We start from the raw sequence: 14539 nt of genomic DNA, 5'->3' as shown, positions 1-14539 counted from the left end.
TCAGACCTCGTTCCAGACGATGCGGAGGACCGCGTTGACGATGAAGAGCCCGTAGAAGACGGCGGCGGAGGCCGCCAGCCCCGAGGCGTAGAGCGCCAGGGCGCCGCCGCCGAACCAGAGGATTTCCAGCGCGGCGCGCGCCAGGCCGGTGAGCGGGTACGTGGCGTTCTTGCCACCGCCCGCCCCGAACAGCGCCCAGGCGGCCACGAACAGCGCCGGGCCGCCGATCCCCACCAGCAGCTTGACGGCCCAGCCCGCGCTGAGCGTGAAGCCCCAGTAGCCGACGGAGAACAGCACGCCGAGCTCCAGCAGGAACATCAGCAACGCATTGGCGTTCTTGGCCAGGACCAGCATTGCAGCCTCCGTGATCTCCGTTTTGGGCGGGTCGCTTACGAGAGCAATGCTCTCTCAAAAGAGCGGCGCTCGTCAAGAGCAGTGCTCTCGATTTTTTCCACTGCTCTGATAACCTCCTGCACATGACAGCCAGCCGAAGCGCCAGAGAACGGGTTCGAGCCGAGCTCACCAAGGAGATCACCGACATCGCCCGGCGCCAGCTCGCCACCGAGGGGGCGGGCGGCCTGTCGCTGCGGGCCGTGGCGCGGGAGATGGGCATGGTCTCCTCGGCCATCTACCGCTACTTCCCGAGCCGCGACGACCTGCTCACCACCCTGATCATCGACAGCTACAACGCGCTCGGCGAGGCCGTGGAACGCGCCGACGCGGCGGCCCCGCAGGAGGACCACACGGCGCGCTGGCTCGCGGCCTGCCACGCGGTGCGCGACTGGGCCGTGGCGCACCCGCACGAGTACGCGCTGGTCTACGGCTCCCCCGTGCCCGGCTACCAGGCGCCCCAGGACACGGTGGCGGCCCGGGTGCGCGACGTGACCGTGCTGGGCCGCATCGCCTCCGACGCCTGGCGGGCCGGCGCGCTGCGCACCCCGGCGGAGGAGGTCCCGCAGGAGCTGGAGGAGGGGGTCGAGGGTTTCCGCGAGCTCATGCCCGGGGTGCCCGACGGCGTGATCTGGCGGGCGGTGACGGCATGGACGGCACTGTACGGGTGGGTCAGCTTCGAGGTGTTCGGGCAGTTCAATCACTCGTTCGTGGATCGGCGCGGGGCGTTCGACCATGCGATGCGGCGGATGGCGGAGACGATCGGACTTGCTCAGTGAGACTTACTAAGTTTTACTGAATACATGGCTCGTAGGTCACAGGAGCTCGGCCGCTTCACAGACGTGGCGCTGCTGGTGCTCATCAGCCTCGCAGAGGGGCAGAAACACGGATATCGGATGATCGGCGACATAGAGGAGTTTTCTGGGACATCGCTGGAGCCCGGGACGCTCTACGGGGCGCTGATGCGGCTGGAGGAGCGCGGCTGGATCGAGGCCGTCGCGTCGGCGGAGCGGCGCAAGCCGTACCGGATCACCGAGAGCGGGCGTGACGCGCTGCGCGAGCAGCTCGCCACGCTTCGCAGGATCGAGCAGGCGGGGGTCAGGCGGAGCGTGGCATGGGGGACGGCATGATGATGCGGGCAGTGGCGCGGGGGATGCTGAGGCTGTATCCGGCGGCGTGGCGGGAGCGTTACGGCGAGGAGGTCGCCGACCTGATCGAGGCGCGGCCGGCGCGGCTGCGGACCGTGGCCGACCTGGTCCGCGGGGCGGGCGACGCCTGGCTGCACCACCGGCGCATCCCGGGCGCCCGGCCGCTGCGCCCGCCGCTCGCTGCGGTTCTGGTCGCCGGGCTGTGCGGCCTGTGGCTGTTGTGGGGCCCGGCCGTGGGCGGCGCGGCTCGCCTCGAGTTCTCGGTGGCACAGGCTGCGGACGTGGGCTGGCTGTTCAGGACGGCCACGTCGTGCTTCACCGCGGCGGGCGCGATGGCGCTGCTGTCGCCCTGGCAGCTCGGCATCGCCGCGCGCGCCGCCGGGAAGCGGGCCCCCTACGGCGTGCAGGCGCGGACGGCCGGGCGACGCGTGCTCAGGACGGCGGTCGTCGTGGCCTGCCCGATCGTCCTCGTCCTGGGCTTCTACCTCGTCCTTGAGCTGACCCATCCCTTCGGGGCGCTCGGCGACGCCATGGCGGCCGGCTTCTTCGTGCCGACCCTCATGGTCCTGGTGCTGCCGCTGCCGCTGATCGCGGCATCCTCCCCCGCGATCGCGGGCGCGGCGCGCGCCGCCGGCAAGTCGCTGGCGGTGGCGGCCATGCTGAACGCGATCGCATGGCTGACCGTGACGGGCCTGCTGGCGCTGGGGCTGGGGCAGGCGTCGCCGTGGTACGTGACCTCGGTGGCGGCCGGCGCGCTGGTCAGCACCGGCTTGACGGCGCTCGTCGCGCGTACCGTGCTCAGGCGCGCCCCGTACGAGCCGGAGCTCAGCCCGATCCCGGTTTGAGCAGCGGCATGAGAACCTCGTCCACGATCTCGACGACGAGTCCGTCCGCGATCGGCGGGCCCTCGAAGAGGAAGTTGTGGCGCAGCAGCGCGTGTCCGGCGTCGAGCCGGCGAGGGGTGACCCGCTCGGGGTCGATCTCGCCGCGCTCGACGGCCCGGCGCACGACCTCCTCCATCAGCTTCCTGGCCGTGCCTTGGGAGTTGCGCCGCAGGGTGCCCAGCGGCGACTCCCCGCGCAGCGCCTCACCGAGCAGCCCGCGCATCGCCTCACCCGCCGGGCCCGACAGGGCGCGCGCCGTCAGCGTGAGCATGGCCACCAGGTCGTCGCGCAGGTTGCCCGTGTCGGGCGCGCTCTCCGGAGTGGGCAGCGACTGGTAGACCGCCTCCATCACCAGCTCGATCCGGGTGGGCCAGCGCCGGTACAGCGACGCCTTGCCGGCCTTGGCGCGCTCGGCGACGCGCTCCATGGTCAGCCCGGCGTAGCCGACCTCGGCCAGTTCGTCGAGCGTGGCCTGGTAGATGGCGGCGCTGAGCGCCTCGCCCCGGCGTCGTGGCAGCTTGCGGTGGTCGTTGACCATGTGATGCATTTTAGGTAGACCGGGTTACCGTGCCGGTGTCACCGTTCACGGTGACCAGTTGGCCGTCCTGCAGCACCGAGGTGGCGCTGCCGGTACCCATGACGGCCGGGATGCCGTACTCCCTGGCCACGATGGCGGCGTGCGAGGCCGCGCCACCCGTGTCCACGACCACGGCCGCCGCGCTCTGGAACAGCGGCGTCCAGGAGGGGTTGGTGTACGGGCAGACGAGCACGTCTCCGGAGGCTAGCCGGCCGAAGTCGGCGGGCTTCCTGATCACCTTCACCGGTCCCGTCGCGGATCCCCCGCCGGCCGGCGCGCCCCTGAGCAGCGCCTCGCCCGTCTCGGCCACGGGGAAGACGGCTGCCGGATCGATGAGCCGCACGCCGGACAACTCCTCCCGCTTGGCCGCCCGCGCCCTGACCGTCTCACGCAACCGCTCGCCCTCCGCCACCCGCGGCCCCGCCACGTCCCCCGACTCCCCCGCTTGCAGGTCCGCCACGTCCCCTATGGCCTCCAGGTCCGCCACGTCCCCTATGGCCTCCAGTTCCTCCAGCCGCAGGTGAAAGACGTCCTCCGGCTCCTCCAGCACGCCGGCCTCGCACAACCGGTTTCCCAGCTCCAGCAGCGACCTGCGCAGGATGGGCTGCGGCATCGTGAAGTAGAAGTGGCTGTCCTCCCGGAAGGCCACGCCCGCGCGCGCCGCCTCCACCCAGCGCACGATCCTGGCCCGGCGGCCCGCCCCGCGCAGCAGGGGGTGGGTGAGCAACCGCGCGAGCGCGTCGTCCGTCTCCCCGCACGGGTGCGGCTCCCCGATCGGCCCCCGAGCCCCGTCCGGCACCGGCTCCCCGGTCGGCGCCCTCTCCCCGGCCAGCACCTTGATCAGGTCGAGCACCACCTCGGGCGCGTCGGCCCACGCGGGTGGGGTGACGAGGATGGGGCTCGCGGTCTCGCGGTGACCGTACTCCGCCAGGAACGCCGCCAGCCCGGCCGCGAACTCCGGCGGCAGCGGATCCGCCTCCAGCGCCTTCGTCCGCCTCGCCACCTCGGCCAGGTGTTCCAGCGCCCGATTGGTGTCGGAGGTACGGGTGCGCGCCCCGTGCAGCAGATCGGCGAACAACACGCGGCGCCGCAACAACCCGAGCGTCACCAGCAGCCGCAGCAGCGCCAGCCCGGCACCCGGCAGGTAGTCCGTGCGCAGGTCGGCGACGGGCGCCACCAGGGCGAGCGCCTGCCTGGGCACGCGCACCAACTCGGCCCACGGCATCGCCTTCAGGTCCCGCGCGGCCAGCTCCTCGACCTGCGCCAGGTAGTCGCGGAACCGCCGGTCCCCGGTCCACCGGGCGGGGTCGTACCTGCGCGCCTTGGCCAGCACCTGGAACGGCGCGGCGAGCGTACGCACGGTCGGGCGCGGTGTTCGCGGCAGCAGGGCGTAGGCGACACCGTCCTCCTCACGCAGGAACCCTTCAAACGCGTGCCGCACGCCGAAGCTCCCCATGATCCTGCTCATCAGCCCCGCAGGCCCGTACGGGACCCAGGTGGACATGTCGATCGGATAGGGCCGCTCGGGCAGGTACTCCAGCAGGACCGTGGCCAACCGGCGCTGCACCGGGTTGAGCCTGCCCACCGGGGGCGGCGGCAGCGCGGTCATCGGCCGGGCCTGCAGCAGGTGGACGCGGCCGCCCGCGTACGCCCACTCGATGTCCTGCGGCCGGCCGAAGTGCCCGGCCACCTCCCGCCCCAGCCTGACCAGCTCTGTCACCACCTCGTCCGGCAGGCGCGCGCCCGCCTCCGCCGTCCCGCTCTCATGGGTGACACCGCCGCCGGCGACGCCCCTGATGACCACCTCGCGGCGTCCTGGCGTGAAGTCGATCCTGCCGTCCCGGCCGCTCACCACATAGTGATCCGGCGTGACCAGCCCGGAGACGACGGCCTCACCCAGGCCGCCGCTGGCGTCGATCACCACCCGCGCCCGGTCCCCGCTGACCGGATCGGCGGTGAACATGACGCCCGCCACCTCCGCCGCCACCATGCTCTGCACGACCACCGCGATCTTCACCTCGGCGTCGTCGATGCCGAGCCTGGCGCGGTAGGCGATCGCGCGGTCGGTCCAGAGCGAGCCCCAGCAGCGGCGTACGGCATCCAGCAGCGCCTGCTCGCCGACGACGTTGAGGTAGGTGTCCTGCTGGCCGGCGAACGCGGCCCCCGGCAGGTCCTCGGCGGTGGCACTCGACCGCACGGCCACGGGCCCGCCGCCGAGCGCCGCGTAGGCGCCGGTGATCGCCTGACGCAGCTCACCGGGCATTTCGACCCGCTCGAAGTACGCACGCACGTTCCGTCCGCCCCGGGCGACGATCTCGTACGCGTGCGTGGTGACGACGAAGCCGCCGGGAACCGGAAAGGCGTTCCTGACCAGCTCCCCCAGGTTGGCGCCCTTGCCACCGGCCATGGCCAGGTCGGCGCGGCCGAAGGCGTTCAGGGGTGCGACGAGTTTCAAGATCTCTCCTCGGCGTATGCGGTGGTGCGAAGGGGGCGCGCCGGCAGGGCCAGCGCGAGGAAGAAGGCCACGACCAGCAGCGGCGCCATGGCCGCGAACACCGGCGGCGCGGCGGCGGCGAACGCCTCGCGTACGTGTGGCGGCAGGTCGGCGGTCGCGGTGCCGGAGATGCCGGACCGCAGCGTGATCAGGGCGCCCACCAGCGCGACCCCGGCCGAGGCGCCGATCTGGCGCAGGAAGGTGACCGACGAGGTGGCGGCGCCCAGGTCGGCGTACTCGACGGCGTTCTGCGCGGCCAGCACCATGACCTGCATGACCAGCCCGACCCCCAGCCCGGTCAGCAACATCGCCAGGCCCAGCAGCACCGGCGAGGTGCCACCCGGCCCGATCAGCCCGAGCCCCGCCGCCGCCAAGGCCGTGCCCGCGACGGGATAGGGCTTGTACGTCCCGGTGCGCGTGATGAGCCGCCCCGACACGACGGTGGTGAGCAGCACGCCGCCCATCAGCGCGGTCACCAGCAGCCCGGCTCCCGTCGCGCTGGTGTGCCAGGCGACCTGCACGTACGCCGGCATGTACGTGATCGTCCCGAACAGCGCGAACCCGATGAGCAGGCTGATCAGCACGGGCACGGCGAACGCCCGGTCCCTGAACAGCCGCAGCGGCAGGATCGGGTCCTTCGCGTACCGCGCGCTGACCAGCCACCCCACCAGCCCGATGGCCGCGAGCAGGAGGTAGGCGGGACTGCCGCTCTCCCCTACCATGACCACGCCCACCACGGCGACGGCCAGCGTGACGGCCCCCGCCACGTCGAGCGGTGCCCGGATTCGCGGCCGTGGCAGCTTGAGCGCGACGCTCAGCACCACCAGTGCCAGCAGCCCCATCGGCGGATAGATGGCGAAGATCCACCGCCAGCTCAGCTCATCGACGAAGAACCCGCCGACCAGCGGCCCGCCCACGGCGGCCACGACGTAGGCGGCCCCGATGTACCCGAGATACCGCCCCCGCTCCCGGGGACTCACGATCTCCCCCATGATCGCCTGCGCGCCGATCATCAGCCCGCCGCCGCCCATCCCCTGCAGCGCGCGGAAGACGATGAACTGCGGCATGGACGTGGCCACCGCGCAGAGCACGGCTCCGGTGACGAACAGGACGATGGCGGCCTGCATGGTGGGTTTGCGGCCGTAGCGGTCGCCGAGTTTGCCGTAGACGGGCATGACGACGGTGGCGGCGACGACGTAGGCGGTGATGACGGTGGGCATCCGGTCGAGCCCGCCGAGCGAGCCGGCCACGGCGGGCAGCGCGGGCGCCATGATCGTCTGGTCCAGGGCGCCGAGCAGCATCGCCAGTATCAACCCCGCCAACACGAGCCCCATGACACCGCCCCTTTAGTAAACGCTACGTTCTCTAACCAGAATAGGCTTCGCCGCATAGAAACGCAACGTTCACTATCACCCACAGCCAAGTCATGCCATTCACCAGACTTCGCTTGTTCCGCCGACCCACCTTGATTACGGTGTGTACACGCGCGAACACGTCGCCTGCCGTCCGTGTCGCTTGCCGCCCGTAGTCGCCTGCCGACCCGTACAAGGGGATCCACGTGCCCGACCTCGACCGCCAGGCGATGCGCGCCGCGACGGAGCGGATCCAGCGCCTGTCCGACGAGCACTGGCAGGCGCTCGACCTCCCCTGCCGCCTGATGGAGCAGGACGCGTGGGTCGGGCCGGCCGGCCGCCGGTTCGACACCCAGGTCCACGCCGACCAGCGGGAACTGCGCGACATGCTCGCCCAGGCCGTCCACAGCGCGAACCAGCGGCTGGCCTCGACCCCGGACCTGAAATGACCGACTTCACCGGGGTCAGACAGCCCGAATTCGACGCGATGGCCACCAAACACACCGAGGCCGCCACCCGCCTGGCGGAGCTCGCGGCGAGCCTGCATGACGAACTCTCCGGCGCCGGCCTCGACACCCTCCCGGCCGCACGACTGCGCCAACTGGCGGGGCGGATCACCGACCAGGCCCAGGACCTGCGGCGACGTCAGAAACTCCTCCACGAACTGCAACGCCGGCAGGTCACCTTCGGCGGCTGCACACCCACCGGCGGCTACCTGGAACTGCCCGACAGTCTGGAGGCGGCCCAGGGCCTCCTGGACGGCACCCTGGCGGGCCGCGCCGCACTGCGGGCCGCCGACGGGGACGCCAAGGCGGTGGCCGAACTGGAGAAGTACGCCTCACGCGCCGGCCAGCCCGACTTCGTCAGGACCTTCCTCGGCCTGCTGGGCCCCGCCGGCCTCACCCGCCTGCCCGGCTCACTCGCCCGGCAGATCCGCGACGCCAGAACCCGCCAGGACACCGCCGCCGTGACCCAACTCTCGCGCCAGGGCAAAAGCATCCTCCGCATGCTCAGCACGGCGCTGGCCACCGGCACCGACCGGCGAAGCCCCGCCTACCAGGGCCCGGACTTCCTCACAGACCTCACCAAACAGGGCAGAGCCGAGCACAAGGCAGGAAGCGTCACCTACGCGGGCTACCAGGCCCAGGCGCTCATCTGGCGCGCCCACGACGGCAGGCCACCGTACTCGAAGGAGTTCATGGAGACCGTCGGACGCGACGTGATCGTCTACGAGCAGGAGCAACGCAAGAACTCCTGGACCCTGAACACCGCCTACGGAACCCGCCACCTCCCCATCACCGACCTGGCCACCGCCCTCGGCCTCGGCACCCTGCTACACCCCGGCACCCACGCGAACCCCCCGGACGCCAAACACCAGACCGCGATGGTGGACAACCTCCTCCACGCCGCGACCTTCAGCCGGGACGCCTCCCACGCCCTGCTCCACCACACCCCGCCCGGCTGGAAGGAGTCCATCCTGGACTACCTCCTGACCACCCGCTGGGGCGCCGCCAACCACCTGGACGACCACAAACCACTCAGAGACCTCCTGGTAACCGCAACCACCGGCCAGGACCCAACCTCGGCCAAACTCGCCGCCGACCTGACCAAAATCCTTTCCGACCAAGTACGCGGCGCCTTCGGCATGTCCCCGGACGGCAACCTGGAACTCCGGAACAGGGATTTGTTCGACCTTTACACACCGCTGGCCTACCCACTGGGACGCGCCATCTCGGCCCACATCGACCAACTCTCCCAACTCCTCCTCAACCACGAAAAGTTCGGCGACGCCACAGCCGAACACCTGTCATACGCCCTGACCTTGGCCACCGCCGACGACACCACCTTCGAGAACCTGATCGCAGCCCAGACCGAACACATGCGAGCCGCACTCGACACGGTGCCACCGGTGGGACTCAACGCGGCCAACGCCGAACTGTTCGGCTTCTCGAAGGCGGACGTCAAGCAGTACGACCTCAACCAGAACGGGCTCGTCGACAAGGACGACCTCCTGCATTTCCTGGAAGACCGGTCCGTGGAGGAGGGGGAGGCTTTCGGGCAACTCGTGGAAATTCGCAGGCAGGTGCTGATCGCGCAAGGACTGGACGACAAGAAGGCGGACGAGGCACTCAAAACCATGGTGAGCAACGCGGTAGGACTGCTCCCCGTTCCGGGCGCGAAACAGGTGAGCGAACTGGCCAGGGGAGCCTTCGGCGAGATGCTCGGCAAGGACTACGAAAAGCTCGCCGGAGTGGCATATGACGAGATCGCCAAACAGGTCGGGCAGCGAATGGGCAACCACGGCCGGACCATGGACGACACGCACGAGACGCTGGCCGGCAATCGACTGGCGGTGGACAGGCTCGGGGAGCAACTGCTCGCCACGGCCCTGCTGAACAAGGGCGCGCTCGACCAGGCGCCCAGAGAAGGCGAAATCTTCACCACCGGAACTCCACCAGCGATAAAGCCTTTCACCGCAATGAACTCACGAGAATACAGCGCTTTCCTCCGCTGGGCCCGGGCGAAGGGCGGGAGCAGTTCCCTGCTCGACCGCTTCGCCGGTGCTTCTCGCGAAACCAGCAAAGTGAACGACTATCTCGGGCTGCGGATCCCATCCGCCTCCTCCGGAGTTGAAAAATGAGGCCTTTTCGCCTGGCTGCTGCTCTCGTGTTGCTGATATCCGCCTGCACCCCCGAGAAAGCCATCGTTTCCGCCCCGGCACCCCCACAGCCGATCGTCGATGCTCCGCCCTACGTCTGCAAGCTCGTCTCTGCACAGGCATTTCGCTTGGTGAGCGGAGCCAGCGGATCCTTCGGGGAGGAAACGACCGGCACGGAGGAGAGCGGTGAATGCCAGTCTCCCGAGACGACCCCTCGGTCTCTCCAAGTGAACTGGCTGCAGGCGGACGGGAAGACGGGCAAGGAACACCTGGACTTCCTCATGAAAGACAGACGTCGGCTGTACAGCAGGCATGGCGGTGTCGCGCTTCCCGCCGATCTCGGCGACGGCTTGGTCGCGTATGTGGCCAGTGCGCCCTTCGCCGAGCAGCCCTACCGAGCAAGCTCCAGATTTCCCTGCGATGGTGTGGACCGGCTGATCGATATTTATCTGCCCCAGGTCGCGAAAGGCAGGGACGCCATCAAGGACCTGATCGACCTCATGCGCATCGCGCAAACCCGCTACGGCAAGCTGCACAACTGCACCCCCAGCGCAAAAACCGACCGCGCCCCCCACCAACCAGAGGACGCGGCCGGAAACAAAATCAGCGAGAAGCGCGATTCACCGCGGAGATGATCGCCTTCAGCGAGGCCGTGGTGGCGTTGGCGTCGACGCCAACCCCCCACAGCACCTTCCCGTCAACCTCGCACTCCAGATAAGAGGCCGCCTTGGCGTCGCTTCCGGCGCTCATCGCGTGCTCCACATAGTCAAGGACCCGGGCCTGGATCCCCACCCCGGCGATGGCGTCGATGAAGGCAGAGATCGGCCCGTTGCCCGTGCCGGCGATCTCGCGGATCTCCCCGTCGAGGCGTACGTCGGCGCTGATGCGGTCCTTCTCGTCCACGGTGGACTCGTGGCGGTGGGCCAGGAGGCTGAGGCGGCCCCAGCGGTTGGCCGGGTTGGGCAGATATTCGTCGCGGAAGATGTCGTACATCGCGGCCGGGCTGATCTCGCCGCCCTCCTGGTCGGTGCGGGCCTGCACGACCTTGGAGAACTCGATCTGCAGCCGGCGCGGCAGGTCGAGCTGGTGGTCGGCCTTCATGATGTAGGCGACCCCGCCCTTGCCGGACTGGCTGTTGACCCGGATGACGGCCTCGTAGGAGCGGCCGATGTCCTTGGGGTCGATCGGCAGGTACGGGACGGCCCAGGTGAAGTCGTCCACCGGCACGCCGGCCGCGGCCGCGGCGCGCTCCAGGTGTTCGAAGCCCTTCTTGATGGCATCCTGGTGGGAGCCGGAGAAGGCGGTGTAGACCAGCTCGCCGCCCCACGGGTGGCGCGGGTGCACGGGCAGCTGGTTGCAGTATTCGGTGACGCGGCGGATCTCGTCGATGTCACTGAAGTCGATCTCGGGGTCCACGCCCTGGGAGAACAGGTTCATGCCCAGGGTGACCAGGCAGACGTTGCCGGTACGCTCGCCGTTGCCGAACAGGCAGCCCTCGATGCGGTCGGCGCCGGCCATGTAGCCCAGTTCGGCGGCGGCCACGGCGCTGCCGCGGTCGTTGTGCGGGTGCAGCGACAGGACGATCGAGTCGCGGTGCTTGAGGTTGCGGTGCATCCACTCGATCTGGTCGGCGTAGATGTTGGGGGTGGCCATCTCGACCGTGGCGGGCAGGTTGATGATGGCCTTGCGGTCGGGGGTGGGCTGCCACACGTCGTTGACGGCGTCGCACACCTCGACGGCGTACTCCAGCTCGGTGCCGGTGAACGACTCGGGCGAGTACTGGAAGCGCACGTCCACCTCGCTGGCGTCGGCCAGCTTCTTGACCAGTTTGGCGCCCTCGACCGCGATGGCGGTGATGCCGTCCTTGTCCTGGCCGAAGACGACGCGGCGCTGGAGGGTGGAGGTCGAGTTGTACAGGTGCACGATGGCCTGCTTGGCGCCCTCGATGGACTCGAAGGTACGCTCGATCAGCTCGGGACGGGCCTGCGTCAGCACCTGGATGACCACGTCGCCGGGGATGCGGTCTTCCTCGATGATCTGCCGGATGAAGTCGAAGTCGGTCTGTGAGGCGGCGGGGAAGCCTACCTCGATCTCCTTGTAGCCCATCTTCACCAGCAGCTCGAACATCTTCAGCTTGCGGTGGGAGTCCATCGGGTCGATCAGGGCCTGGTTGCCGTCACGCAGGTCCACGGCGCACCATCGCGGCGCCTCGGTGATGACCTTGTCGGGCCAGGTGCGGTCGGTCAGCCGGACGGGCTGATAGGACTCATAGCGGTGAATCGGCATGCGACTGGGCTGCTGAGCGGTCATATCGAGTGCTCCTCGTCGGTCTCAGAAAGAAAATGGCCGACGCGCACGGCTCGCTCCGCGGCGAGGGAGCCGGCCTTAGAGGCCCCCGCCGCGGCAGCTAAGAAGGAGGCCGCGAAGCATGTCATGAACGGTACCAGACGTCTCGGCATGCACCGCCCAGGATCTCAGATCCTGAGAAAGGACAGGCCAGGTTCGTTCGGGAACGCCTGGGAGGGTCATTCCGGTACGGGTGAGGTTCAGGCAGGCCAGTCCGTACGAGGACGATGAGGAGGCCACGTCTGTACGAGGACCCTGAGGCAGGGTCAGTCCGGTATGAGGACGCTGAGGCAGGGTCAGTCCGGTATGAGGACGCTGAGGCAGGTCACGCAGCCTTCCAGGCGCTCATATTCCGAAATATCCACCGTAACAACGAAAAATCCGCGCTTTTCGAGCATTGCGGCGGTCCGGGGAGCCGACGCGGCCAGCAGGAGCCGGTCACCGCCCAACTGCACCACATGCGCCCCCGCCTCCTCCTCCGGCACCACCATCCCCGGCAAGTCAACACGCACCGGATCCCCGATGAACGTCCCGTCCGGCAACGCCGTCACCGCCGACTTCAGATGCAGCACCCCGCTCATCTCGACGGGCACCACCTCCCGCTCGGGCAACAGCGCCATGAGCTGCCCGATCCCCTCGTCGTTGGTACGCCCCGACCTCCCCACGTACACAGTGGACCCCACCTGCAACACGTCACCGCCGTCCAGCGTGCCGGGCGGCGCGATCCTGACCGAGTTCAGCCCCAGCTCGCGCACCACCCGCGCCACCGACTCCACCTCGGGCCGCCGCTCCGGCGCCCCCGGCCTGGTCAGCACGGCCAGCCGCCCGGAGACCAGCACCGTGTCCTCCACGAAGGGGGCGTCGGGCAGGTCGTCGGCGCGTGGCACGTACACCGGCCGCCAGCCCGCCGCGGCGAGCGCCTCGACGTAGGCGTCGTGCTGGGCGGCGGCGCGCTCGTAGTCGACCGGCTCCCGCTCGATGTGCGTGACGATGCCCTCGGCGATCCGCGGACCGGGCTTTCTTACCAGCGCCATACCAGACATAGGGCGTGTTCTATCACGCGGTGATTAGAGTCTTGGGCATGCGGGACGACGAGATTCTCACCAGGATCAGCGCGCTGGTCACCGAGGAACACGAGCTGCGCGGCCGGCTTTCCAAGGGCGAGGTCACCTCGGAGGCGGAGCACGCGCGCGTCAAGGAGCTGGAGACGGCCCTCGACCAGTGCTGGGACCTGCTCAGGCAGCGCCGGGCCAGGCGCGACGCGGGCGGGGACCCGGACGGCGCCGCCGCCCGGCCGGCGGGCGAGGTGCAGAACTACCGCCAGTAGACAACTGCCGCCGGTGGAAAATCGGTCGCCCCGGCAGGGTGGTGTGCGCTTGTCTGAGGGCATGGTGATCCAGCCCATCCCCATCGAGGACAAGGCAGACAAAGCGGACGGGCCGCCCCACGAGCTCGTGGCGGACCTGCACGCGGCGTACGAGGCCGCCTACGCCGGGGAGAACCCGGGACCCCCGTACCATCTGCCCCGTTTCCGCAACAACGTCTGTACGCACGCCCCCGGCGCGCGCATCGAGGCCTGGGCGGCGATCGAGGGCGGTGAGGTCATCGGCGGCTACGCCGTGCGGCTCTACCAGCTCGACAACCGCCACGTCGGCCAGATGCCCTTCCTGGCCGTACGCCCCGGGCACCGGGGCCGCGGCGTCGGCTCGGCGCTCCTGGAGCACGCCATCGGCCGCCTGCGCGCGCACGGCCGTACCCTGCTCCTCACCGAGACCCCGGCCATCGGCACCGGCGCCCGCTTCGTCCGGGCGCACGGCCTGACGGAGTCGATCGTGGAGGCTCGCCGCACCTTCGACCTGCGCAAGGCCGACTGGACGGCCCTGGAGCGCATGATCCCCAAGGTTGACGGCTACAGCCTGGAACGCTGGATCGGCCCGGCCGCCCCCGAACTGCTGCCCGACCTGGCCACGATCGCGGCCGGCATGAACGACGCCCCGCGCGACGACGACTCCGAGGATACGGACTACAGCCTCGAACGCCTGCGCGCCCGCGAGGAGGGCATCCCGCGCAGCGGCCTGACCGCGTACACCATGGTCGCCCGCCGCGACGCCGACGGGGCTCCCGCCGGATACACCCGCATCGTGCTGGCCACCGACGGCGCCGCCGGCTGGGCCGAGCAGGCGGACACGACGGTGCTGCGCGAGCACCGCGGCCACCGGCTGGGCCTGCTGCTCAAGCTCTCCAACGCGCTCTGGCTGCGGGAACGGGAGCCCGGCGTCGAACGCGTCATCACCTGGAACGCCACGTCCAACGCCCACATGCTCGCCATCAACGAGGCCATGGGGTTCGAGTTGTTCGACGAGTGGATCGGCTGGCGGCTGGACCTTTAACCGGCTTGCAGGCGCGGGCGGCTAGCCCCGTTTTCCGCACGTGGAGTTAAGTGAAGATCGTTGAGTTTGCCGTGGTGATCGTCGCGCGGTATGACCTGGGCTCGTGAGACAGCGTGCGCAGTGGGGCCAGGCCAGTGTGGAGAAGATGCTCGGGGCATTACCGGTGGTGGCCGCGTTCTGCTCGCGGTTGCGGATCCGGGAGTGGGTGGATGCGGCCTGCCCGGTGCGGGACGTGGCCGAGTTGACGCATGGGCAGGTGATCGAGGTGCTGGTGGCCAACCGGCTGACCTCTCCTGCGC

General features: G+C 69.8%; 15 protein-coding genes. 9 read left to right on the top strand and 6 right to left on the bottom strand.

From position 1 onward, the window contains the following. Window positions 1-354: a YrdB family protein gene (locus AB0I81_RS59105; RefSeq protein ID WP_360678304.1), complete on the bottom strand. Its 354-nt coding sequence runs from the start codon at window positions 352-354 to the stop codon at window positions 1-3. Window positions 355-476: 122 nt separating this feature from the next. Here AB0I81_RS59105 and AB0I81_RS59100 point away from each other — a divergent pair, with 122 nt between their 5' ends. Genes AB0I81_RS59100 through AB0I81_RS59090 form a run of 3 tightly spaced genes read left to right on the top strand, consistent with a single transcriptional unit; the run spans window position 477 to window position 2383 of the window. Next, the gene (locus AB0I81_RS59100) at window positions 477-1169 is read left to right on the top strand and encodes a TetR/AcrR family transcriptional regulator (protein WP_360678302.1); all 693 of its coding nucleotides are present in this window, start codon (window positions 477-479) and stop codon (window positions 1167-1169) included. Window positions 1170-1193: 24 nt separating this feature from the next. Then, complete coding sequence (locus AB0I81_RS59095; RefSeq protein WP_360678300.1) at window positions 1194-1520, top strand: helix-turn-helix transcriptional regulator; 327 nt, start codon at window positions 1194-1196, stop codon at window positions 1518-1520. Continuing rightward, window positions 1517-2383: a hypothetical protein gene (locus AB0I81_RS59090; protein ID WP_360678298.1), complete on the top strand. Its 867-nt coding sequence runs from the start codon at window positions 1517-1519 to the stop codon at window positions 2381-2383. Before AB0I81_RS59095 ends, AB0I81_RS59090 begins: the two co-directional genes overlap by 4 nt. Here the strand turns inward: AB0I81_RS59090 and AB0I81_RS59085 are convergent. Genes AB0I81_RS59085 through AB0I81_RS59075 form a run of 3 tightly spaced genes read right to left on the bottom strand, consistent with a single transcriptional unit; the run spans window position 2364 to window position 6827 of the window. Further along, window positions 2364-2960 carry a TetR/AcrR family transcriptional regulator gene (locus tag AB0I81_RS59085; protein WP_360678296.1) on the bottom strand — a complete coding sequence of 199 codons (597 nt, stop codon included), beginning with the start codon at window positions 2958-2960 and terminating at the stop codon, window positions 2364-2366. The genes AB0I81_RS59090 and AB0I81_RS59085 overlap by 20 nt on opposite strands. A gap of 10 nt (window positions 2961-2970) precedes the next feature. Then, window positions 2971-5406, bottom strand: a complete 2436-nt coding sequence (locus tag AB0I81_RS59080) for a PEP/pyruvate-binding domain-containing protein (protein WP_360678432.1) — start codon at window positions 5404-5406, stop codon at window positions 2971-2973. A 44-nt stretch (window positions 5407-5450) separates the two neighbouring features. Beyond that, window positions 5451-6827 (bottom strand): MFS transporter, encoded by a 1377-nt coding sequence (locus AB0I81_RS59075; RefSeq protein ID WP_360678294.1) that lies wholly within the window; start codon window positions 6825-6827, stop codon window positions 5451-5453. Between the two features lie 224 nt (window positions 6828-7051). Here AB0I81_RS59075 and AB0I81_RS59070 point away from each other — a divergent pair, with 224 nt between their 5' ends. From AB0I81_RS59070 to AB0I81_RS59060, 3 genes are read left to right on the top strand one after another with little or no spacing between them, the layout of a single operon-like run. Further along, window positions 7052-7294 (top strand): hypothetical protein, encoded by a 243-nt coding sequence (locus AB0I81_RS59070; protein ID WP_360678292.1) that lies wholly within the window; start codon window positions 7052-7054, stop codon window positions 7292-7294. Then, window positions 7291-9486, top strand: a complete 2196-nt coding sequence (locus AB0I81_RS59065) for a hypothetical protein (RefSeq protein ID WP_360678290.1) — start codon at window positions 7291-7293, stop codon at window positions 9484-9486. The genes AB0I81_RS59070 and AB0I81_RS59065 overlap by 4 nt, the downstream gene beginning before the upstream one ends. A gap of 26 nt (window positions 9487-9512) precedes the next feature. Continuing rightward, window positions 9513-10139 carry a hypothetical protein gene (locus tag AB0I81_RS59060; RefSeq protein WP_360678288.1) on the top strand — a complete coding sequence of 209 codons (627 nt, stop codon included), beginning with the start codon at window positions 9513-9515 and terminating at the stop codon, window positions 10137-10139. On the opposite strand, the gene leuA is transcribed toward AB0I81_RS59060, so the two are convergent. Further along, complete coding sequence (gene leuA, locus AB0I81_RS59055; protein WP_360678286.1) at window positions 10108-11814, bottom strand: 2-isopropylmalate synthase; 1707 nt, start codon at window positions 11812-11814, stop codon at window positions 10108-10110. The two genes, AB0I81_RS59060 and leuA, sit on opposite strands and share 32 nt — an antisense overlap. A gap of 332 nt (window positions 11815-12146) precedes the next feature. Continuing rightward, window positions 12147-12893 carry a dimethylargininase gene (ddaH, locus tag AB0I81_RS59050; RefSeq protein ID WP_360678284.1) on the bottom strand — a complete coding sequence of 249 codons (747 nt, stop codon included), beginning with the start codon at window positions 12891-12893 and terminating at the stop codon, window positions 12147-12149. A 38-nt stretch (window positions 12894-12931) separates the two neighbouring features. Between ddaH and AB0I81_RS59045 the strand changes: the two genes are divergently transcribed. From AB0I81_RS59045 to AB0I81_RS59035, 3 genes are all read left to right on the top strand, one after another. Continuing rightward, complete coding sequence (locus tag AB0I81_RS59045; RefSeq protein ID WP_360678282.1) at window positions 12932-13177, top strand: DUF2630 family protein; 246 nt, start codon at window positions 12932-12934, stop codon at window positions 13175-13177. A 49-nt stretch (window positions 13178-13226) separates the two neighbouring features. Beyond that, window positions 13227-14240 carry a GNAT family N-acetyltransferase gene (locus tag AB0I81_RS59040; RefSeq protein WP_360678280.1) on the top strand — a complete coding sequence of 338 codons (1014 nt, stop codon included), beginning with the start codon at window positions 13227-13229 and terminating at the stop codon, window positions 14238-14240. Between the two features lie 103 nt (window positions 14241-14343). Beyond that, a partial coding sequence (locus AB0I81_RS59035) for a DUF4277 domain-containing protein (protein WP_360678278.1) occupies window positions 14344-14539 on the top strand: 196 nt, incomplete at its 3' end.

It is taken from the genome of Nonomuraea sp. NPDC050404 (assembly GCF_040655495.1).
GTDB lineage: Bacteria > Actinomycetota > Actinomycetes > Streptosporangiales > Streptosporangiaceae > Nonomuraea.
This window is presented reverse-complemented; position numbering and strand designations above follow the sequence as displayed.

Coding starts and splice junctions, on each gene's coding strand:
- AB0I81_RS59105 (WP_360678304.1), bottom strand. CDS start 354: ATGCTGGTCCTGGCCAAGAACGCCAATGCGTTGCTGATGTTCCTGCTG.
- AB0I81_RS59100 (WP_360678302.1), top strand. CDS start 477: ATGACAGCCAGCCGAAGCGCCAGAGAACGGGTTCGAGCCGAGCTCACC.
- AB0I81_RS59095 (WP_360678300.1), top strand. CDS start 1,194: ATGGCTCGTAGGTCACAGGAGCTCGGCCGCTTCACAGACGTGGCGCTG.
- AB0I81_RS59090 (WP_360678298.1), top strand. CDS start 1,517: ATGATGATGCGGGCAGTGGCGCGGGGGATGCTGAGGCTGTATCCGGCG.
- AB0I81_RS59085 (WP_360678296.1), bottom strand. CDS start 2,960: ATGGTCAACGACCACCGCAAGCTGCCACGACGCCGGGGCGAGGCGCTC.
- AB0I81_RS59080 (WP_360678432.1), bottom strand. CDS start 5,406: ATGGCCGGTGGCAAGGGCGCCAACCTGGGGGAGCTGGTCAGGAACGCC.
- AB0I81_RS59075 (WP_360678294.1), bottom strand. CDS start 6,827: ATGGGGCTCGTGTTGGCGGGGTTGATACTGGCGATGCTGCTCGGCGCC.
- AB0I81_RS59065 (WP_360678290.1), top strand. CDS start 7,291: ATGACCGACTTCACCGGGGTCAGACAGCCCGAATTCGACGCGATGGCC.
- leuA (WP_360678286.1), bottom strand. CDS start 11,814: ATGACCGCTCAGCAGCCCAGTCGCATGCCGATTCACCGCTATGAGTCC.
- ddaH (WP_360678284.1), bottom strand. CDS start 12,893: ATGTCTGGTATGGCGCTGGTAAGAAAGCCCGGTCCGCGGATCGCCGAG.
- AB0I81_RS59045 (WP_360678282.1), top strand. CDS start 12,932: ATGCGGGACGACGAGATTCTCACCAGGATCAGCGCGCTGGTCACCGAG.